Below are 21,872 nucleotides of genomic sequence, written 5' to 3'. Positions count from 1 at the left end.
CAAAGAAAGTGGGGAAAGAATTTGCTTCTTTGCGGTACCTGGCGTATAATGGAACCAACAAAACCAGGGAGGAAGACCCCTATGAATGGTACGCTTCTGCAAAAGCCCTCGGCCCGCCGGGTGATCGGGATGGTCGTCGGCATCATCATCATTGGACTGGGCATCGCCCTGTTCAAGCAGTCACATCTCGGCAACGATTCCATCAGCGCTCTGAATATGCGTCTGGCAGAGCTCTTTGGCATCTCGCTGGGAGTGCAGAATATTGCCGCCAATCTTCTGATGTTCGCCATTGAGATCTGGGTGGGGCGGCAGTACATCGGCCTTGGCACATTCGTCAACGGCATCTGCATCGGTTTCATCGTCACCGCGTTCTATGACCCCATTGCAGCGTTTTTCGGCCCGGCGGCGTCTTTGCCGGAGCAGCTGCTCTGGGTGGCGGCAGCGGTCATCGTTACCGCGTTGGGGGCTTCGCTCTACCAGACGGCAGACCTTGGCATCGCCCCTTACGACGCGCTGGCGCTGGAGCTGCGGGACCATACGCCCGTGCCCTACTTTGGCTGCCGTGTCTTCACGGACGCGGTCTGCGCGCTGGCCTGCTGGATGCTGGGCGGCCTGGTAGGGCTGGGCACGCTGATCTGCGCGTTCTGCCTGGGGCCGGTCATCCAGTTTTTTAACGGGCATTTTTCGGAAAAAGTGCTGCGGTATCAGCCGCGGAAAACCTGAGCATCGGATCTGCACCGTCACGGGAATGCGGTGCAGGCGGCCCTGCGGCAGTGCGGGAAGACGCCGTAGGAGGACTCTCCCAAGGGGGAATAGCGAATGGCGGAAATGGAACATTACCCAAATTTTCAGAAAGACAATTACATCCACCCCAAAGCTGCATGGGATAAACTGCGGATGGCAGGCGCGCGGCGGCAGAATGTTTACCTTTACGCGGCCACGGGCTATGGCAAGACGGAGCTGCTCCACCGCTATCTGCGGCGGCGCAGGCATATCTGGCTCAGCGGCGAGGGCCTGACCGTGGAGACTCTGCAGGAGATCGCGCTGCCGGCAGAAGCCACCATGGTCATCGACGACCTGGCCCGGGTGCTGGACCCGGCCGTCCGGCGGGAGATCGTGTCCATGCTGGATCAGCCGGGGTTGTGGCTCGTTCTGGCGGGCCGCTGCCCGCTGCCCAGCTGGCTGACAGGGCCCTATGTCAATGGCCGTCTCAGTGTCATCCCGGAGGAAGACCTGAGGCTTTCCGAGAAGGAGATTGCCCAGCTGTACCTTTCGTGGGGCGTTCAGCTGCCCCGGAACCTGCTGGAAAAGCGGATCATCCCGCTGGTAGAGGGCAACCCGTTGGGGGCCCGGCTGCTGGCTGTGGAGATGAGCCGGGGCTCCAGCTATACGGAGGAGCTGATGAATGACCTGACCCGGAAGTTTTACGAGTACCTCAATCAGGCCATTTACAGCGAGTGGCCGGAAGAGATCCGGGAGATGATGATGCAGCTTTCGCTGCTGGAGCATTTTACCATCCAGCAGGCGGAAGAGATGACCGGGCGGAGCGATGTGAACCGCCTGCTGGCCCAGGCTGCCGAGATGGGCAACCTGTTCAGCATCAAAGACGGCGGTTACACCCTGCGGCCCGCCGTCATCAACAGCATGAAGCTGCGGATGGAGACGGTCTGCGATCGGGTGCGGAAAAATGAGCTGCTCCGCCGTGCAGGCACCATCTGCGAAAAAGAGGGCAACATCCCCCGGGCACTGAAGCTGTATCAGGACGGCCAGTGCGAGAAAGAGATCCACGCCCTCCTCATCGACAACGCCCGCCGCTACCCCGGCGGTGGCTATTACTATGAGCTGACGCCCGCCTATCTGGCCCTGCCGGAGGAGGAAGTGCGCTCCTCGCCCGACCTGATCGCGGCGCGGAGTATGCTCTACTCGTTGGCGCTGAACGCCACGGAGAGCGAGCGCTGGTATGCCGTGCTGCAGGAATATGCCGCGGACCACCCGGACCCGGAGGAGCACCGCCTGGCTGAGAGCTGGCTGGTCTATCTGGACATCAGCCTGCCCCACCGGGGCAGCACCAACCTCATCGAGGTACTGGACGAGGCTGCCCGGAAGATCCAAACCGAGCGTCTGGTGATGCCGGAGTTCTCGGTGACGGGCGGCCAGCCCTCCCTCATCAATGGCAGCAAGGATTTCTGCGATTGGACGCGGGATGATCAGACCATGGCGTTCCAGCTGGAAAAGCATGTGGGCGAGGTACTGGGCCCCTACTCCAAGGGGCTGGTGTCCATTGGCCTGGCGGAGAGCCTGTTTGAAAAGGGCGGCAATATCTACAAGGTGCTGGAGCTTGCCAACCGGGGCCTGATGGAGACCATGAATGGCGGCAAGTTTGAGCTGGAGTTTGTGGGCGCGGCGCTGGTGGCCCGGGTGTATCTGGTCACCGGCCATCCGGGCGACTCGGTCAAGACACTGGAAGAGATAGAGACCCGCGCCCAGCAGCGTGGTGCCCGCCGCGTGGTGCGGAACGTGCGGGCCATGCAGAGCCGGATCAAGCTCTGGCAGGGCCGGGTAGAGGACGCAGTCCGCTGGATGGAGAACGAGCCCCAGAACGAGATCCATTTCAATGTGCTGGAACGGTACTGCTACAATACCTTTGTCCGGGTGTACATGGCGCAGCAGCGGTATGACAAAACCGCGCAGATCCTCATGCGGCTGCGCAGCTATGCCAATATGGAAAAGCGGCCCTGGCTCCAGATGGAGGGCGACCTGCTGGAATCCATCATCCGTTACCGCACCGGGAACCCGCTGTGGAAAACGGAGCTGACCCAGGTGCTCCGCCGGGCCGAAAGCTACCACTTTGTCCGGCTGTTCTGCCGGGAGGGCGCGGCGCTGCTGCCCCTGCTACAGGAGCTTGGCTGCCCGGAGGGTGTGGACGAGGCCTACTGGCAGGAAGTGCTGGGCAAGACCCGCGCCATGGCCGAGGCTTATCCGCTCTACCTGAGCACCAATGCCCCGGCGGCACTGCCGGGTGCGGTGCAGCTGAGTGAGCGGGCCCTGCAGGTGCTGCGGCTACAGGATCGGGGCCTGACCCGGTCTGAGATCGCCCGGCAGCTCCAGCTCAGCGAGCGGAGCGTCAAATACCAGTGCGAGCAGGCCTACCACAAACTGGGTACCAGCAACAAGGTGGAAGCCCTTTCCGCCGCGCGGAAATTAAATCTCTTATAAAAATAAGAAAGCAGCGGCTCGGAGAAATGCCTCTCCGGGCCGCTGCTGTTTGCGTAAAAAATTACTTTTCAAATTTGAACAGGGGAGCGCCTGCGGCCACGATGCCGCCGCCCACGATCTGCATTTCGGGCAGATCGTCCGCGTTGGTCACGATGAGAGCCGTGGCCGTGGGGTGGCCCGCTGCACGGATGGCGTCCAGGTCGATCTTGAGCAGCGGGGTGCCGGCTTTGACTTTCTGGTCTACCTTGACCTGTGCCTCAAAGCTCTTGCCCTGCATCTCCACGGTGTCCATGCCTACATGGATGAGAACCTCAATGCCGTCATCGCTCATCAGGCCAACGGCGTGCAGGGTGTCTGCAATGGTGGTCACGGTGCCGTCAAAGGGGGCGTAGACCATATCGCCGGTGGGCTCCAGGCCGCAGCCGGGGCCCAGGATGGCAGTGGCAAACGTTTCATCGGGCAGCTGTTCCAGCGGGATCACCGTGCTGTCGATGGGGGCCAGAACGGTCATCTTCTGGCCGGAAAATTTGGTGGCAGCAGCCTTGCTGCCAAAGATCTTGTCAAAAAAGCCCATGGGTATCTTACCTTCCTTTCAAAATTCAAGATATCATACCAGGGGGGAAAATGCAAGCAACAACCTGCACAAAGACAGGCCGCTGTTTTTGGCAGTTACAGCAGGGCCAGCAGCTGCCGCACTTCCTCCATCCGGGTAGCCCAGCTGGTGGCGATCCGCATCACCGTGTGGGTGTCGTCGTATTTTTCCCAGAAGCCGAACTTTGCCTTGCCCTCCAGCGCTTCCAGCTGGGCGTTGGGGAAGACCACGAAGATCTGGTTGGTGGGGGAGTCCATGAAGAACTGGTAGCCTTTTTCCGCCAGACCCTTTTTCAGCACGGCGGCCGTCTCAATGGCGTTTTTGCTGATCTCGGTGTACAGGCCGTCGGTGAAGAGCACGTCGAACTGCAGACCCATCAGGCGGCCCTTGGCCAGCAGAGCGCCCTGCTGCTTGACCATGGTCATAAAGTGGGCGGGAGCGCCATGGGGGAAGACGACGGCCTCGCCGCAGAGGGCACCTACCTTGGTGCCGCCGATGTAGAACACGTCGGTCAGGCGGGCAATGTCAGCCAGCGTGACATCGGTGCCCTCGCTGACCAGACCGTAGCCCAGCCGGGCACCGTCCATGAACAGGGGCATGTGGTAGGTGTGGCAGACGGCGGAAAGCGCTTCCAGCTCTGCCTTGGTGTACAGGGTGCCGTACTCCGAGGGGTGGGAGATGTAGACCATGCCGGGGAAGACGAGGTGGTCCATGTTGGCGTCGGCGTAGAATGTTTTGCAGAAATTCTCCACATCCTTGGCGGCCACTTTGCCGTTGGTGTGGGGCAGGCTGAGCACTTTGTGGCCCGTGAACTCGATGGCACCGGCCTCATGGGCGGCTACATGGCCGGTGGTGGCAGCCAGCACACCCTCCCAGCGGTGGAGCATGGAGCCGATGACCACGGCGTTGGCCTGAGTGCCGCCGGAGATGAAGAAGACATCCGCCTCCGGGCAGGCGCAGGCCGCGCGGATCTTCTCTTTGGCGCTGGCACAATAGGGGTCGGTGCCGTAACCGGAAACTTTTTCAAAGTTGGTCTCTACCAATTTCTGCAAAATGGCCGGGTGGGCACCCTCACAGTAGTCGTTTTCAAAGTATAGCATCAGAGCTTTCCCTCCACAAATCAAGATAACCTAATAGTATCCCTAAATGAAAAAGGTGTCAAGCTAAGAAGATTTACTGCATCTTAAATGAGAATGTGGTATACTTTTCTGGTGAAAGAAACTCGGACGAGGAGGGACTGCGGGTGAAAGGGAAATTCCCATGGAAAGACATGCTCGTGTTGGGCGGTGCACTTGCGGCAGCGATTGCGGGCGTGGCGGCCATTCAGGCGGTCAGCGGCCGGATCGACGGCGTGGCATCCATGGTCTTTGTGCTGGCTGCTTTTTTCGTCTCGATGTATACGGAGGGTTATCTCTGGGGCGTGGCGGCGTCGGTCATCGGAATGCTGGCGGTCAACTTTGCGTTCCGCTCGCCCTATTTTGCATTTAATTTCACTCTGCCGGAAAACCTGTTCTCGGGTGCCGTGATGCTGGTGGTGTCCATCATGACCAGCACCCTGACCACCCGCGTCAAAAAACAGGAGCAGCTGCGGATGGAGAGCGAGACGGAAAAGATGCGGGCAAACCTCTTGCGGGCCGTCTCCCACGACCTGCGCACCCCGCTGACGTCCATTTACGGGGCCTGCTCCACGGTGATCGAAAACTACGACTCCCTGGGCCGGGAGCAGAAGCTGAAGCTTCTGGGCGAGGTCTGCGAGGATGCCCAGTGGTTGAACCGGATGGTGGAGAATCTGCTGTCCGTCACCCGGATCGACAGCGAAAAGGTCTCGGTGAAAAAGACCCCCACGGTGCTGGAAGAACTCATTGACGCCGTGCTGGTCAAATTCAAAAAGACGCACCCGGGGGTGAACATCAATGTGGAGCTGCCGGATGATTTCATCGTCATTCCCATGGACTCCATGCTCATCCGGCAGGTGCTGACCAATCTTTTGGAAAACGCTGTTCTCCACGCGGAGGGGATGACAAAGCTCACCCTCCGGGTGTTCACGCTGGGCGACCGGGCGGTGTTTGAGGTAGCGGACAACGGCTGCGGCATCCCGAAAGAGCGTCTGCGCACCCTGTTTACCGGGACGCTGCCCTCGGAGAGCGGGGCCGACAGCGGCAAGCACGGCATGGGCATTGGCCTTTCGGTCTGTGCTGCCATCATCAAGGCCCACGGCGGTGAGATCAAAGCCGAAAGCAAACCCGGTGAGGGCACGACCATTCGGTTCTGGTTAGAGACAGAAGAAATCGAGACGGAGGAGACCGAAGATGAGCAATAATAAATTCAAGGTCCTTGTGGTGGAAGATGAGGCCAATATCTGCAGCTTCATTGAGACACTGCTGGAGACCAACGGCTATCAGGCACTGGTGGCGCACACCTGCTCCATGGGCCTGACCCTGTTTGCCTCCCACAACCCCGACCTCGTGATCCTGGATCTGGGTCTGCCCGACCGGGACGGTCTGGAGCTGATCCGCACCGTGCGCCAGAAGTACATGACTCCGATCGTGGTGCTTTCGGCCCGCACCACGGAGCAGGATAAGATCGAGGCGCTGGACCTGGGGGCCAATGATTATGTTACCAAGCCCTTTGGCACCGGCGAGCTGATGGCACGTGTCCGGGCCGCCCTGCGGGTCAACCGCTACAGTACGGCGGGCAGCCTGCCCACCGGGACGTTTACGGCACAGGACCTGGAGATCAACTATGAGCGCCGTAAGGTGTTTGTGGCCGGACAGGAGATCAAGCTGACCCAGACCGAGTACAACATCGTGGCGTTCCTCTCCGAGCACGCGGGCCGTGTGATGACCTACGCCGCCATTGTCCGGGCCATCTGGGGCGATACGGACTGCGGAAGCACCAAGAAATTGCAGGTCAACATGGCCAACATCCGCAAAAAGCTGGGCAGCCGCCCGGGCAGCAACAATTATATCCTCAATGAGCTGGGCGTCGGCTACCGGATGATCGACGAAGACGGTGACAGCAAACCGCTGGACCTTGCCGCGGAAGAGCACTGAGGATCCATGGTGCACAAAAGAACGGAAAAGCAGAAATGAAAGCTCCCCGCCGTGGCCGGAAATTCCGCCTGCGGCGGGGATTTTTGCCGCAGATACGCTGGATAAAAATAAGTAGAACTTTTTTGGAGAAAATGCTTGACATTTCTGGAATCCATGGTATAATTATCAATGTTCCGAGCCGAACGGCTCACGGACAAAAACAAAATAAGCGGATATGGCGGAATTGGCAGACGCGTTAGATTCAGGTTCTAATCGGGGCAACTCGGTGGAGGTTCAAGTCCTCTTATCCGCACTTTAGAGACAGCTTTCCAAAAAGGCTGTCTCTTTTCTTTTGCAGTAGTCCTTTTGGAAACACTCTACAGCGGATAAGAGGACTTGAAAGGGCGACGGTGCGCAGCACCGGAACCAAAGCCCCAGTGGGGCTTTGGTTAGCCCGTGGTTGGTAGAGTCTAGGAATGCCTACCGGGAGGACTGCCGTGAAGTGCGGATAAGAGGACTTGCAGCGGAGCTGACCGCCGCCAGTGGCGGAAACAGGGAAGCGAGGCTGGGGCCGTGCTCCGATTTTTCAAAGCCCGCTCAAGGGCTGTAGAAAAATCGGTAAGCGCAACCCGGGACAGCACGGCCACGCCGCAGGCGGGGCAACCAACAGCCCAGTGGGCTGTTGGTTAGTGCGCGGTTCCTAGAGATTTAGGAATGTCTAACAAGAGGACTGCCGTGAAGTGCGGATAAGAGGACTTGAAAGGGCGACGGTGCGCAACACCGGAACCAAAGCCCCGGTGGGGCTTTTAAGCGGCAGAGCGGTCTTGCGCCAGCAAGATGGAGGGGCCTTGCCCCGACAAGCTCCGGCTCGTTCCCGACCAATTTTAATAGAATCTTTATACTTCTACAATTTTCTTTACGGCTCCTTTATCTATTCCATGCTAATCTTTATGCACACGGATAGGTAAAGGAGCTTTTATGATTCAATATCCTCGTTACAGGCAGCACCGTTTTTCTTCTTTTCAGGTCATTATTGCAGGTTTTGCGGCAGTTGATCTGGTGGGCGCGTTGCTTCTGATGCTTCCGATTGCTGCACAGCAGCGGTGCGTCACACCGTTCCATGAGGCACTGTTTACTTCCACCTCTGCCCTTTGCGTGACCGGGCTTGTGGTTCAGGATACCGGCAGCTACTGGTCGGCATTCGGGCAGAGCGTAATTCTTCTTTTGATCCAGATCGGAGGATTGGGTGTCATTACGGTGGGCGCTGCCTTTGCGCTGCTTTCCGGGCGAAAGATCTCCCTCAAGCAGCGCAGCACGATGCAGGAAGCTACGGCTGCCCCGCAGATGGGCGGCATCGTGCGGCTGACAGGCTTTATTCTGCGGATCACCGCCCTGTTTGAATTGGCCGGTGCTGCACTGCTGCTGCCGACGTTCTGCGCCGATTATGGTTTGCGAGGGATCTGGTACGCGCTGTTTCATTCCATTTCGGCGTTCTGCAATGCCGGGTTTGACCTGCTGGGAACAGAGGGCGCAAAATTTGTTTCGCTGACACGGTATGCAGGTGACCCATTGCTTACCACAGTAATCGCAGCCCTGATCGTCTTTGGCGGCCTTGGCTTTCTGACATGGGAGGACATTTGTACCTATCGCCTTGATTTTCACCGTTACCGGATGCAGAGCAAGGTGATCCTTGTCACAACGGCGTTTCTTCTGGTGCTGCCGGCGCTGTACTTTTATTGTTTCGAATTCACGGCAGGCTCTGCCCGGCAGCGCATTTTATTGTCGATGTTCCAATCCGTTACACCCCGTACTGCCGGTTTTAACACCGCTGATCTTGCTGCGATGGGCAGCGCTTCACAGGCATTGATGGTGGTTCTGATGCTGTTGGGCGGTTCGCCCGGCTCTACGGCAGGCGGCATGAAAACCACAACATTTGCCGTTCTGCTGGCCAATATGTGGGCGACTTTCCGCCGCAGAGAAGATGCCGAATTCTTCGGGCGGCGCATAGATGGTTCCGCGGTCAAGAATGCTGCCACCATCGCAGGGATGTATTTGACGCTGTTTTTCCTCGGAGCCTTTATCATTGCTACGGCCGAACAGCTGCCGATGTCGGTCTGTCTGTATGAGACTGCTTCGGCTGTGGCAACGGTAGGTCTGACATTGGGCATCACACCGCAGTTGGGCATCCTTTCGCAGGGGGTGCTGATCGCACTGATGTTTTTGGGACGTGTTGGCGGATTGACGTTGATCTATGCGACATTTGGCAGCAGCCCTGCCCACTCTCGTCTGCCGCAGGAGAAGATCGCAATCGGATAAAGGAGACAAGTATGAAATCGATTCTTTTGATTGGGCTTGGCCGTTTTGGCCGCCATATTGCGCAGGAACTGAATGAGCTGGGTCATCAGGTCATGGCAATCGACAGCAACGAAGACCGTGTGAACGCCGTGCTTTCCTATGTAACGAATGCACAGATCGGTGACAGCACCAGCGAATACTTTCTGCGCTCCCTTGGTGTCGGCAATTTTGATGTGTGTATCGTAACCATCGGCGGCAATTTTCAGAGTTCGCTGGAAACAACATCGCTGCTCAAGGAGCTGGGCGCAAAGCTTGTGGTCTCTCGTGCAGAGCGGGATGTACAAGCTAAGTTCCTGCTGCGCAACGGTGCGGATGAAGTGGTCTACCCGGAAAAGCAGCTGGCAAAGTGGGCAGCGATCCGATACAGCTCCGAACACATTCTGGATTATATCGAGCTGCAGGACGACCACGCCATCATGGAAGTGACCATTCCGCCGGAATGGATGGATCGTACGATCGGTGAGATCAATATCCGAAAAAAGTATAACATCAATATTCTTGCGCTGAAAAAAGACGGAAAGCTCGATATGAACATCACGCCGGATACGCAGCTGTGCCGGGATGAAAGTATGCTGGTTTTGGGAAAATACGCATCGATCCAGAAGTGTTTCCGGCTCTGAAAAGATAGGACGGATCGTATGGATGTCGTTTTGTTGTTGATGGTTCTTGGAGTCATGTTGAGTGGCTTTTGGGCAGCAGATGCGCTGGATCACATACGACGGGAGATCCTTCGACAGGAAGGAAAAAGACGTGGCTGGTGGTCGTGACCATCAAATTGTGCTATACTGTGGGCAAGGCAGGTGATCTTTATGAATCAGAACGACCCACCCACTGAACATATTCTGGCGTGTCTGTCGTCCTCTCCCTCCAATGCAAAGATCGTGCGGACGGCAGCAACGATGGCAAAGGCGTTTGGAGGGACCTTTACAGCTCTGTATGTCCGGACTCCGGATTCGGATCAGATGGGAAAAGAAGACTGTCGGCGCTTGCAGCAGCACATTCGCATGGCGGAGCAGGCAGGTGCCGACATTTCTACGATCTACGGGGATGACATTCCGCAGCAGATCGCAGAGTTTGCCCGCATCTCCGGCATTACAAAAATCGTGCTGGGGCGCTCCAGCGTACATCGCCGCCATTTCTGGAGTGGACCGTCACTGACTGAAAAATTGACGCTGACGGCCCCCAATCTGGATATTTATATCATCCCGGATGCTTCTGCAGAGAACGGCTACGGTTCAGGACGGAAGCTGTTCACCCGTCCGCTTCTGCCGTCTGTCCGTGATCTGCTGATCACCGCAGGCATCCTGAGCTGCATCACGCTCATCGGCTTCTTTTTCTTGCAACTGGACTTTGCGCGTTATAACATTATTATGCTCTATATGCTGGGGGTGCTGTTCACCGCATTGTGTACCAGCGGTTACACCTGCGGTGTGCTGGGGTCCGTTGCCAGTGTAGCATTGTACAATTTCTTCATGACCGAGCCATACCTGACATTCCATGCGTATGACCCCGGTTATCAGGTTACATTTGCCCTGATGCTGACCTCTGCAATCATTACCTGTACGTTAACGACACGGCTGAAAGACCATGCAAAAATGTCTGCGCAGGCAGCGTTCCGTACAAAAATACTGTTTGACACAAATCAGCTTTTACAGAGAGCAAAAAGCGAGGAAGAAATCCTCTCTCAGACAGCGTCCCAGTTGATGAAGCTGTTGAACCGGAGCCTGATCGTCTACCCGGAACAAAACGGAAATCTTGGGTCAGAACAGGTTTTTTGGGTTGACGGGAAAACGGCGCAAAACATCTTTTCTGCACCGGAAGAACGGGATGCGGCAAACTGGACATTTGCCAACAAAAAGCGTTCCGGCGCAGGCACGGATAGCTACCCGGACGCAAAGGGGCTTTATCTTGCACTTCGGACCGGAGGCGGCGTGTTTGGAGTGATTGGGATCGACCTGTCCGAAAAACCGCTGGATGCCTTTGAAAACAGTGTGCTGCTTTCCATTCTGGGCGAAGGTGCGCTGGCCATCGAAAACCGCAGAAACGCGCTGGAAAAAGAGCAAGCTGCATTGCAGGCAAGGAATGAAGAACTGCGGGCAAACCTGCTGCGCACGATCTCCCATGACCTGCGCACCCCGCTGACCTCCATTTCCGGCAATGCCAGCAATCTGCTTTCCAACGGAGAAACGCTGGATACAGAGACCCGGAACAAGATCTGCACCGATATTTTTGACGATGCGCAATGGCTGATCGGTCTGGTGGAAAATCTGCTTTCCATCACCCGCATTGAAGATGGGCGGATGAATCTGCAGATCTCACCGCAGCTGATGGACGAAATGATCGAAGAAGCACTGCATCATGTCAACCGGAAAAGCTGCGAACACACCATCACAACACAGTATGGGGACGAGATCCTCCTGGTCAATGTGGATGCACGGCTGATCATGCAGGTCGTTGTCAATCTGGTGGATAACGCCATCAAATACACCCCCGTGGGCTCGGTCATTCAGATTTCGGCTTACCGGAAAGACCATCAGGTCGTAGTGGACGTTGCCGATAACGGTCCCGGCATTCCGGATCGCGCAAAAGCACAGGTGTTCGAGATGTTTTATACCGGGCAGAGCCGCATCGCAGACAGCCACCGCAGCCTTGGACTGGGCTTGCCCCTCTGCCGTGCGATCCTGACGGCTCACGGCGGAACATTGACCCTGCGTGACAACATTCCCAATGGCAGTGTCTTTTCCTTTGCATTGCCGCAAAGTGAGGTGAATATTCATGAATAAGCCGTCCATTCTGGTCGTAGAGGATGATGTTCCTGTACGGTGTCTGATCACAACGACCCTGAAAACCCACGGCTATAAATATCTGACTGCTTCCAATGGGGAAACGGCGATCATGATGACGACCAGCCACAACCCGGACATCATGCTGCTGGATCTTGGGCTGCCCGACATAGACGGCATCGAGGTCATCCGCAGCGTCCGCACATGGTCGAACCTTCCCATCATCGTCCTGAGTGCCCGGAGCGAAGATTCTGATAAGATCGAAGCACTGGACAATGGCGCAGACGATTATCTGACAAAGCCGTTTTCCGTGGACGAGCTGCTGGCAAGACTGCGTGTAACGCAGCGCCGATTGAATCTGCTGGCTTCTGACGGTATCAACAGCCCGGTATTTGTCAATGGTCCTTTGAAGATCGACTTCTCGGCAGGCTGCGTCTGGTTGAGCGAGAATGAATTGCATTTGACCCCCATCGAGTACAAGCTGCTGTGTGTGCTGGCGCATAATGTGGGCAAAGTGCTGACGCATACCTCCCTCACGCAGAAAGTATGGGGCAGTACGCAGGAAAATGACATTGCTTCCTTGCGAGTTTACATGGCATCCCTGCGCAAAAAATTGGAACGATACCCGGATGCGCCGCATCTGATCCAGACCCATGTTGGTGTCGGATACCGGATGCTGCGCGCAGAAAACGATGAAGCATAGTAAAAAAAACAGGGTGCGTTCCTGAATAGGACGCACCTTGCCAAAGATCACAGACAATAGCGATATGTACAACAGGGAGTTCCCCAACGGGAACTTCCTGTTTTTCTCTTCCTGCAAGATGAGCCTGTTCTGCCTGCCATAGGCAAGCTCGCGTTTGCGCAGCGCAGCGGAGCAATGAAAGCTTCAGTGGGGCTTTTAAGCGGCAGAGCGGTCTTGCGCAGCAAGATGGAGGGGCTTTGCCCCGACAAGTGACCGCTGCCCTTCCTCGCTGTTCCAGCAGGCAAGGATGGCTGGGTAGAATGCCCGTGCCAGACGGTCGATGACTTCATCGGGATAGGGGGAAGTGTTTGTGGACTTTTTCTTTTTGTTCAAACGCACGCTCCTTCGATCGTCCCACCGTGGCAAAGCCGGACGAGAAAATCAAAGTTCCAATTTTTATCAGGCGCAAGGGCGCGGATGCTTTCCGCCCTGCTCTTGCGGCTGGTGGCTCATTGATGGCTTACAAGTGCCTGTCGTTATGCGGTCTTTTCAGCGCCTTCAAGGGTTTCAGCGAGAATCTGTTCTATGCAGGTTTCCAGCTCATTTAGATAGATGGCAGGACGCTGCATCGCAAAACGGAGAACTTTCTGCTTTTCCGGGTCGGAGAAGTAGCTCTGATTGTTCTTGAGCACTCGCTTCAATGTGTTCTTCATCATTTCAGTGGCTGTGCTCAAGGTTTTGTAGACCCGCATGAACTCGTCCGGGACTTGATAAGTCTTGAACTGTTCCGGGTCGGCTGTGGGCACCGGAACCGGATTGTCAGCGTTGGGTTCTGCGTCAGCAGCTTCCATCGCTTTCGTGATCTCTGGGTGCATAATCTCGGCAAACACATCCTGCCGCTTGTCGGGACTGCTCTGCACGAGTTTGATCATTTCATCGTTGGTGAATTTTACCTCACCGGAAAAGACCTTTTTCTTGATGCCGGGAGAAAGAGTATCAGCGATATCAATGCCCTTGGTGTAGTGCCGTGCACGAAGAACCGATGCACGGCTGACACCGTTTTCTTCTGCGATGCGCTCGCAGGTTTTCTCGCCGGAGTGGTGGGTATTCAAGGTACAGTATGAAGAAAGCCGAGCGCAGTGCGGACACTACGTTCTGCTTCTTTCAAGCATAAGATAACACTTTAAGGTTGTGCTGTCAACAACTGAAAACGAATTTCGGAGAACTGCACAACTACAAAAGGTTCTATTTGTAAAAAAATACCGCCCATGCAGCGCAGCGATGATTTTGTCGGGTGAAACAGCGGCAAAATGAATCGGGTGTGTTGCGGGGCGGTATCGGAACTCCACACAGCGTCTTAAACAAAAGAAAATGCGAGCGACGTCAGTGACGGCACTCGCACAAAAGATTACTCTTTTTAATATCAATGATATTATATGTGAACTAATTCAACTTGTCAACAACTTTTTTCGATAAGATGCTGTGCGGAGATAATTGTTTCTCTGTGAAAAACATTCTACGGCCTGTTCTTCTGAAATAAGATGAAATTGGATACCTTTTTCATCATGGAGCATCTGAACAAGTTCTTCCGCAGTCTTTTTCGGTTTCATTTTAGAATTTTCGATTATGCTCACATCCTGTTCAATCGTTCTTTTTCAGTTGCCCCATCAATTCCTGAAAACTTTCCAGAGCACTCTGCAAATTTTCAATAATATCCGCGGCAAGTTCGTCCGGCGCAGGGAGATTGTCCAAATCGGCAAGTGATTTGTCCTTCAGCCAGAAAATATCCAGACTGGTTTTATCACGTTCCAGAATTTCATCTACCGTGAATCTGCGCCAGCGGCCTTCTGGATTTTCCGGTGACCATGTTTCCGTGCGTACGTGGCGGTTTTCCGGATGATAGCATTGAATGAAATCCTGCAAGTCAGCGTCCGTCATGGGATGCTGACGAAGCGTAAAGTGAACATTTGTGCGAAAATCGTAGATCCAGACTTCCTTTGTCTGACGCTCTGGGCTGGCGGGACGCTTATCGAAGAAAATCACATTTGCCTTTACACCCGGCTTGTAAAAAATGCCAGTTGGCAGGCGGAGAATGGTGTGCAAGTCCGTGGTGTCCAACAGCTTTTTACGGATGATTTCGCCTGCACCACCCTCAAACAGAACGTTATCCGGTACAACAACGGCCGCCTTTCCGGTCGGCTTCAGAATCGTATTGATATGCTGGATAAAGTTGAGCTGCTTATTTGAGCTGGTCGTCCAGAAATCCTGCCGGTTGTAGACCAGATCCTCTTCTTCCTGCTCCTCTTCTTCATTGGTGAAGGTGATGGAGGATTTTTTACCGAACGGCGGGTTCGTCAGTACATAGTCCACACGATAACCCGGGTCAGACAACAGCGCATCCCCACGCATGACAGGGACTTTGCCGTACAGGTCACCGATGTTGTGCAGATACAGATTCATCAGACAGAGTTTGAAGGTTGCAACCACAAGTTCAGTTCCATAGAACGTTTCGTTTTTCAGGAATTCTTTCTCTGTGCGGTCGAGTGCATAGTTCTTTGGGTCAGCCAAGAACGCCTGTGCAGCAAGGAAAAAGCCGCCGCTTCCACAGCAGGGGTCAGCAATCGTCTTTTTCGGTTCCGGGCGCAGACAGGCCACCATTGCTTTGATGAGCGGGCGGGGTGTAAAATACTGCCCTGCACCACTTTTTACGTCCTCGGCGTTCTTTTGCAGCAAACCTTCGTAGATCTCGCCCTTCACATCGGAGGACATGGACACCCAGTTTTCCTTGTCGATCATCTGCACCACGCGGTACAGGATGGAAACATTGCTGATTTTGTTGACGGCCCCTTTGAAGATCTGCCCTAAAATGCCGCCTTCATCGCTCAGCCTCTCCAGTATAGCGCGGTACTGATTTTCCAGCTCTGCGCCCTTAAGCGTGTTCATATCCGACCAAGTGTAACCTTTAGGGATGCCGGTTTCTCGCTTATACGGCGGGCGGGAGTATTCATCGGACATTTTCAGGAAGATTAGGTAAGTAAGCTGCTCGAGATAATCACCGTAGGATACACCATCGTCCCGCAGCGGATTGCAAAGTCCCCAGACTTTGGAGACGATGTTAGAAGATTGTTCTGACATTATATTTATTCCTTACGCATGTAGTTCTTTTCGGGCCACCCAGAAAGATTCAGTCGGCTTGATTACAAGAATATCAACTGGACCACCCACGGTTTTTACACAGTTTTCAAAAGCCATCGTTTTAATCGTGACATCAACGGCATACTGGGCAAAATTGATTGCATCTTGCAAGTTGAAGAAGTTGAAATTTATTCCATGATTTTGAATGGCACAATAGGTTTCATCAGGATTTTTAGCATAAAGCTGTGTAAAAAGTTTGGATAGCGTTGCGGTTTCACCATCCCAAACAGCACCGGAAAAATTCGTACTAAAATTTTTTATAGATTGATCAGCGACAAAAAGTTGCTTCACAACGGGTAGTGCATTATTAGAATCATATCCTGCAATAATAAAATGAGTATTTAAGTGTGGATTGATATTGCTAAAGTAATTCAGCAAATCATTTGATACTTGTCCAACACTGCTATCTGCATTGACTTTTTCATGAATGAATTTTTCAATATATCCAGCAATTGGCGTTTGATTGATACTCGCATCTCCACAAGTGGAAATGCCGATATGCTTATTACACTGGAACGTTTTATAAGTTGTATCGGTAATCTGTGCACCACACAAGGTTTCAAAATTTCCATTACCAAGTTGCTTTGTAAAGTTATAGGTTGATCTACTGTCACTTGCCATGACAATCCCTTCGCTGGTATAAACAGTGATGATAAACGACATAGTGAAACCTCCTTTAGTGTGATTTATTGTGTAATAAACTCAGAATAGTCTGTATAGCGGTTATACCGGCCAATCGTAGACAAAAGCTCCTGAATGCGTTCTTCTTTGCATTCGGGATGCTCTTGGATTTCGATAAATAGACATAAAAGTTGCGTAGTTGTGATGAGTGCTTGTTCTCGGCTTGTGCTGTATTTCAACATCTGATCAGGAAACACTTCTTCTATGCGCTGATCCAAGGGCAACGTATTATAACCATTTACAATCAGCAGTGCTCTAGGTTGATGCCCATGGTCTATTAAAAACTGCGAAGCCCATTTTTCAAGCTGTGCGGCATGTTTTTCAGCGGCACTCTTGCCAACGCCTTTAATCTCAGCAACGATATCAATGTCACCATACTTGGCAATCACATCACTACGTTTTTCTTCAGTCGGACAAAGTTCAAAGCCAAGCTCCGAAAGAACCTGTTTTACAATATTTTCAAGTGGTGCTCCAGTTTCTGTCAGTAACCGTTTGTAGTTTATAATATGCTCTAGCTTTTTTTGCTCTGTTTCAAGTGCTTTCTTTAGCTTTTCAATTCTTTGTTCGGCTTGCCGTTTTGCATCAATTGTTTTTATTTCATCTAAAATATGGAAATCTTCAGCCCAATCGGGTAAAGTGTTCACTTCTTTTTCTAAACACAACTGATTATCGATATCATAAATGCTTTGTAAAAAAGTTTCAATAAATTTTTTACCTTTTGGCGTTTCTATCATAATGTCAGGGTCAAGAGTTGGCAGAAATATAATCGTTCCTTTTTTATATTGTTGGCTGAAAGAAATCACTTTGTCGGTTTTTCGTATTTTGGCCAGCACTGTTCCCTTTTGAACTTCAAACGTAGCATTATATTCCAAGTTCCCTTTATTAACTTCAAAAAAAGTGTTGAATGGCGCATTACCACAAGAGGCAATTTCCTTTCCTTTGAGATGTTCTAATGTCAGCGATACTGGCAAAAAAGAATACATATCAAACTCTGTCGGGTCACCTAATAAGTCGAAGGCTGACCTCTCATAGCGACAGTAACAATTTTCGTTGTGTCCAACAAGGAGATAAATATTGTGCCCTGCACTCAAAAATTCATCAGCTTGTTTCTGTATATGCTCGAAGTCAGCTTTCATTTGACTGGCATCTGGTTCTGTCACTAGATATCTGTTTTTATATTTCTCCTTGTCGGTGTACTGAAATATCAAATTTGAAGTATCAATGATAAGTGCGTCATAATCTAAAAGTGAAATTACAGAAGAAAAGCTATCCTCATGAAAATTAGGGAAATGCAATAATTCAAAGTTTGTATTCAACCCCAAAATTTTCGGATTTCTCATGCTTAAATACTTCCTTCCTTAAACGCCTGTTTCAAAATACTCTGTCGCATTGCATCTGTCTGTGCAAGGGCAGTGTCAACTGTTTTCTCAATACTATTGCAAACAGAAAGTTGCTCTTCAATTTTATCCACTGTTTCTTTTGCGGTAACGTCATCGACAATTGGAACAGGGGTATCTCGGATATCATCAAGACCCAATCCAAGTTTTCCACCACCGCGTTTGTTCTTTAGCAAATCTTTCTGCCCATATTCACTTCGCAAATACCACGCCATGAATCTCCCCTGCGCTGAGTTTTGAAATCGGACTAAAGCAATATGTTGATTTATATATGCTTCTTCACCCTTCTTTGAGACAAAGCCAATGCTTCCAAGATCGGCTGTAATAGAAACAAGCACATCATTTGGCTGCAATCTTGTCCGAATGCCCTCGGCGTTGTCCGGTGGAGTGATATGCTGAATATCGCTAAAATCAATATCAATGCCACTATGTGTTAAATTTCCGATTCTTACAAATAAAGCACCGTTTTCAGAGTAATACTTTGCCCATCCTCGTGAGCCACTTGTAACAACCGTAGTCAAATTACGAATAGAGTCCTTTTTCTCAAAATCAGAAAACGCATCTTTCAATACTGCCTGCCGATACACCGCCAACTGCTCTTTTGTAGTTTTGAGCGTATCAACAGCCTTGTCGAGCTTTGAAAAAAGTTCTTCAATGCGGGCAACGATTCGATTTTGAATTTCTAAATTCGGCAAAGAAAATTCTATCTTTTCAAGATTTTTTCGTGAAATACGTTTTCTGGTGGTTCCGCTTTCATATTGCTTAATTTGTGAACGAAATGTACTTGAATTTATCAAATACATAATATATTGTGGATTTATAGAAATATCTTTTATCCGCAGAATCGCAATATCAACTGCTGTGATGTAAGCTCCTTCTAGTGGAAAAATACAAGCCCGCCCAAGCGGTTCGGGAAGTCTTGCGATTAAAATATCACCCTTTTCCAAGAAAGTACAATGAAGTCTTTCCGCTGTTTCTAAAGTGATATATTTTGACGATTTATCTTTAAATTCTCCATCGCCAATATCTGCAAGCTGAATAAGACGAACTTTACCCCTTACATCTTGATCTTTCGTTTCAATCCAATCTCCATCACAAAGCAAGCCACCATTTGAAATAATATCTACTAATGTCATTTACGCTACCAATTCCTCATTCATTTCATCCAAAATCTCCTGATACTTTTCTCCGAACACCCGATAGAACCCACCCAAGCCGCCTTTGCTGTCAAACGGCGTATACTCCAAGTCCTCCGGCAGAATGCTCAGCGATGTGATGATATGCTCCTTGATCAGCCGCAGCCATTCCATCTGCTCAGCGGTAAAGTGAACCGCACCGGTGTTGCGGCGGAAAGTCCACTGTTTGAAGTTGTAGTTTACCCGGTCGGCAAAAGGCGAGAGGGTATCCGTATAGCCCATCTGAAAACGGATAATAGAAATCAGATCGGTCAGCTGGGCAAGTGTACCTTTCTTTACCTTGTCAGGCTGCTTGATGGCATAACAATCCCACAGGCGCTCAATCGTGATGCCCTTTGCTTTGAGTTTTTGATACAGTTCCGTCAGCTTTTTCAGTACCATCGGACGTTTTTTATACGTTTCATTGTAGATGATGCGCAGGGCAATGATCTCATCTTTATTTTCCTCGATGAAATCCTTGAATGTAGAAATCACCCGATCTGCCGTTTCCTCCTGATTGGTATCATAACCAGCAAAGAGTACTTTGTCCAGATTAACGCTGTCGATGATCTGGTCATGGCTGCGGCGGACATTTTCAATAAAATCGCGCACTTCCGGCTTCTGGAAAGGTGCAACGGCCTGTTTGATGAGTTCTTTCTGAGCCTGTGCAAGCTGTTCCGGTGCGGGCGTAAGCACGCCGCTTTCTGCTTGTGCTTTGGCCTGAATGACATCTTCATCAAAGGCATTCAGCAGATTCTCCGCAACCTGCTCTGCGGTCTGCCCTACTGTTTCTTTGAACTGCTTGTGTTCGCTGCGTTCCATCCTGCGGCTGAGACGAATCACACGGTTTGCAAGAGAAGTCAAGGTATCCTCATCCCGCGCACCGAGTGCAATGTTCATCATCAGTTCCTTCATGGAAACAGCTGGCTTGCGTTCCAGCGTGCGGGTCTCGGTCTTTTTGGATTTGGTTACACCCACTGCATCCACGATCACAAAATGATCTTTGTTTTCCGTAGCAGAAGGTGTTACCTTTTGTAAATCATCCTTGCTCAGTGTGCGGGTGCCGCGGCCTTTCATCTGCTCGAAGTAATTGCTGCTGCGCACATCCCGCATGAACAGCAGGCACTCGATGGGCTTTACATCCGTACCGGTCGCAATCATATCCACGGTAACGGCTATACGTGGGTTGTAGTCATTCCGGAACGAGCTGAGAACAGCTTCCGGATTCTGTGCGCTGTAAGTGATCTTTCTGCAAAAATCGTTTCCTTCGCCGAATTCTTCCCGGACAATCTGCACAATATCGTCTGCATGGCTGTCCGTCTTGGCAAAAATCAGCGTTTTGGGGACTTCTTTCCGGTAGGGGAACAGCGTGGTATGGAGCGCTTCTTTGAAGGTGCGAATCACAGCACGGATCTGGCTTGGATTTACGACATCCTTATCCAACTTGGACTGTGTGTAGAACACATCCTCGTCCATCTGCTCCCAGCGTTTAGCGCGCGTCAGGCGGTTGCGCCGCTCGATCAACTGCTTCAGGATGGTTGCACCGTTCTTCGTCACGTCGGTTTCAATCAGGTAAATGTCCTCGCCAACGTTAACGCCGTCCAGAACGGCCTGCTCGCGCGTATATTCACTGACAAAATTTTCTTTGAAGTAGCCGATAGTCCGCTTATCCGGCGTAGCGGTCAGGCCGATGATAAACGCATCAAAATAGGAAAGCACTTGACTCCATACATTGTAAATAGAACGATGGCATTCATCTACAATGATGCAGTCAAAGAACTCCGGCGGAATTTTGGCATTGTAGACAACCTCTTTTGGTGCTTTGCTTTCGGCGGTGACATATTCCGCAAAGGGAATCTCTTCTGCCTGTTCGTCCAGTTCTTCCCCTTTTAGAATGGAATACATCCGCTGAATCGTACTGATGCAGACCTGCACATCCCCGGAAATATAAGAGTTTTTTAACCGGCGTACACCATACAGTTCCGAAAAGCTGCGAGGATCGTCATTGGGCTTGTATGCCATGAACTCGCGCTCGGCCTGTTCACCAAGGCTGCGGGTATCTACTAGAAACAGGATGCGATTCATTCTGCCGTATTTCAACAGCCGATAGGCGGCAGTAATGGCTGTAAAGGTCTTGCCTGCGCCGGTTGCCATCTGCACAAGAGAGCGCGGCCGATTTTCTGAAAACGAAGTGTCCAGACCATGAATTGCACTGATTTGACATTTGCGGAAGCCCGATTCATCCAGCTGCGGGATACGCTTCAGATTGTTGCGCACAGTATCCGGTTCAGCAAGCCAGCGTTTCAACGTCTCCGGGCGGTGAAACGAGAATACCTCGCGCGAACGGTATTTAAGATCTGCGTAATCGGTAAAACGCACCAATTCGCCAGTGGCTTCGTAGGCGAACCGAACCTTGTACTCCCGCTTTACCCATTTGAACTGGCTATTTGCATAGCGGCTGGACTGCGTTTCCACGTCTGTCAGCGCTTGACCTTCTTCGTCTTTCTTTGCCTCTACAACACCAACTGGCACTCCCTCAATGAAAAGTGCATAATCCACCGGACCGGTATTGGTAGGGAACTCGCGCACTGCAACACCGGAAGCAACCGTCAGATTTAGTTGTTTCAGATCCTGAATTGTCCAGCCACTTTGCCGCAATTTGTTATCGATTTGTTCCCGCGCTCTTGCTTCCGGAGTCATAACGATGCACCTACCTTTGCTATCTTAGAGCAAACTGTTGATACCTCTATTTTATAAGATGCAA

17 protein-coding genes and 1 tRNA gene are annotated in these 21,872 nt (G+C 52.0%); 9 read left to right on the top strand and 9 right to left on the bottom strand.

Annotation, left to right across the window (positions count from 1 at the left end; genetic code table 11):
• The first annotated feature begins 81 nt into the window (after positions 1-81).
• Complete coding sequence (locus C4N22_RS08580; RefSeq protein WP_112148653.1) at positions 82-723, top strand: YczE/YyaS/YitT family protein; 642 nt, start codon at positions 82-84, stop codon at positions 721-723.
• A 96-nt stretch (positions 724-819) separates the two neighbouring features.
• Entirely contained in the window at positions 820-3,216 is a 2,397-nt protein-coding gene (locus C4N22_RS08575; RefSeq protein ID WP_112148652.1) for a LuxR C-terminal-related transcriptional regulator, read from the top strand.
• A gap of 61 nt (positions 3,217-3,277) precedes the next feature.
• Here the strand turns inward: C4N22_RS08575 and C4N22_RS08570 are convergent, their stop codons facing one another.
• Both C4N22_RS08570 and C4N22_RS08565 read right to left on the bottom strand, forming a co-directional pair.
• Entirely contained in the window at positions 3,278-3,790 is a 513-nt protein-coding gene (locus tag C4N22_RS08570; RefSeq protein ID WP_022257605.1) for a PTS sugar transporter subunit IIA, read from the bottom strand.
• A 95-nt stretch (positions 3,791-3,885) separates the two neighbouring features.
• Positions 3,886-4,908 (bottom strand): threonine aldolase family protein, encoded by a 1,023-nt coding sequence (locus C4N22_RS08565; RefSeq protein ID WP_022257606.1) that lies wholly within the window; start codon positions 4,906-4,908, stop codon positions 3,886-3,888.
• 143 nt (positions 4,909-5,051) lie between these two features.
• On the opposite strand from C4N22_RS08565, the gene C4N22_RS08560 reads away from it, so the two are divergent.
• The 7 genes from C4N22_RS08560 to C4N22_RS08530 all read left to right on the top strand — a co-directional run bounded on the left by C4N22_RS08560 (position 5,052) and on the right by C4N22_RS08530 (position 12,681).
• Positions 5,052-6,128: a sensor histidine kinase gene (locus tag C4N22_RS08560; RefSeq protein ID WP_242980991.1), complete on the top strand. Its 1,077-nt coding sequence runs from the start codon at positions 5,052-5,054 to the stop codon at positions 6,126-6,128.
• Complete coding sequence (locus C4N22_RS08555; RefSeq protein ID WP_112148651.1) at positions 6,118-6,861, top strand: response regulator transcription factor; 744 nt, start codon at positions 6,118-6,120, stop codon at positions 6,859-6,861. Before C4N22_RS08560 ends, C4N22_RS08555 begins: the two co-directional genes overlap by 11 nt.
• 208 nt (positions 6,862-7,069) lie before the next feature.
• Positions 7,070-7,153, top strand: a tRNA-Leu gene (locus tag C4N22_RS08550).
• Between the two features lie 665 nt (positions 7,154-7,818).
• On the top strand, positions 7,819-9,156 hold the full coding sequence (locus tag C4N22_RS08545; RefSeq protein WP_112148650.1) for a TrkH family potassium uptake protein: 1,338 nt from the start codon (positions 7,819-7,821) through the stop codon (positions 9,154-9,156).
• Positions 9,157-9,167: 11 nt separating this feature from the next.
• Positions 9,168-9,815, top strand: a complete 648-nt coding sequence (locus tag C4N22_RS08540; RefSeq protein WP_015565003.1) for a potassium channel family protein — start codon at positions 9,168-9,170, stop codon at positions 9,813-9,815.
• Between the two features lie 189 nt (positions 9,816-10,004).
• Positions 10,005-11,978 carry a DUF4118 domain-containing protein gene (locus C4N22_RS08535; protein ID WP_242980990.1) on the top strand — a complete coding sequence of 658 codons (1,974 nt, stop codon included), beginning with the start codon at positions 10,005-10,007 and terminating at the stop codon, positions 11,976-11,978.
• Positions 11,971-12,681 (top strand): response regulator, encoded by a 711-nt coding sequence (locus C4N22_RS08530; protein WP_005926942.1) that lies wholly within the window; start codon positions 11,971-11,973, stop codon positions 12,679-12,681. Before C4N22_RS08535 ends, C4N22_RS08530 begins: the two co-directional genes overlap by 8 nt.
• Before the next feature lie 195 nt (positions 12,682-12,876).
• Here the strand turns inward: C4N22_RS08530 and C4N22_RS08520 are convergent, their stop codons facing one another.
• The 7 genes from C4N22_RS08520 to C4N22_RS08490 form a co-directional block, all read right to left on the bottom strand.
• Positions 12,877-13,053 carry a hypothetical protein gene (locus C4N22_RS08520; protein ID WP_242980989.1) on the bottom strand — a complete coding sequence of 59 codons (177 nt, stop codon included), beginning with the start codon at positions 13,051-13,053 and terminating at the stop codon, positions 12,877-12,879.
• Between the two features lie 143 nt (positions 13,054-13,196).
• Positions 13,197-13,772, bottom strand: coding sequence for a hypothetical protein (locus C4N22_RS08515; protein WP_242980988.1), 576 nt, complete (start codon positions 13,770-13,772; stop codon positions 13,197-13,199).
• Between the two features lie 529 nt (positions 13,773-14,301).
• On the bottom strand, positions 14,302-15,795 hold the full coding sequence (locus C4N22_RS08510) for an HsdM family class I SAM-dependent methyltransferase (RefSeq protein WP_112148647.1): 1,494 nt from the start codon (positions 15,793-15,795) through the stop codon (positions 14,302-14,304).
• A 12-nt stretch (positions 15,796-15,807) separates the two neighbouring features.
• On the bottom strand, positions 15,808-16,518 hold the full coding sequence (locus C4N22_RS08505; RefSeq protein WP_112148646.1) for a hypothetical protein: 711 nt from the start codon (positions 16,516-16,518) through the stop codon (positions 15,808-15,810).
• A gap of 23 nt (positions 16,519-16,541) precedes the next feature.
• Positions 16,542-17,876 carry a hypothetical protein gene (locus tag C4N22_RS08500; protein ID WP_112148645.1) on the bottom strand — a complete coding sequence of 445 codons (1,335 nt, stop codon included), beginning with the start codon at positions 17,874-17,876 and terminating at the stop codon, positions 16,542-16,544.
• Between the two features lie 2 nt (positions 17,877-17,878).
• Positions 17,879-19,069 carry a restriction endonuclease subunit S gene (locus C4N22_RS08495; RefSeq protein ID WP_112148644.1) on the bottom strand — a complete coding sequence of 397 codons (1,191 nt, stop codon included), beginning with the start codon at positions 19,067-19,069 and terminating at the stop codon, positions 17,879-17,881.
• The gene (locus C4N22_RS08490; RefSeq protein WP_112148643.1) at positions 19,070-21,808 is read right to left on the bottom strand and encodes a type I restriction-modification enzyme R subunit C-terminal domain-containing protein; all 2,739 of its coding nucleotides are present in this window, start codon (positions 21,806-21,808) and stop codon (positions 19,070-19,072) included. It abuts the gene before it with no gap.
• Positions 21,809-21,872 lie beyond the last annotated feature (64 nt).

This window comes from Faecalibacterium prausnitzii, assembly GCF_003287495.1.
Taxonomy (GTDB): Bacteria; Bacillota; Clostridia; order Oscillospirales; family Ruminococcaceae; genus Faecalibacterium; species Faecalibacterium prausnitzii_I.
This window is presented reverse-complemented; position numbering and strand designations above follow the sequence as displayed.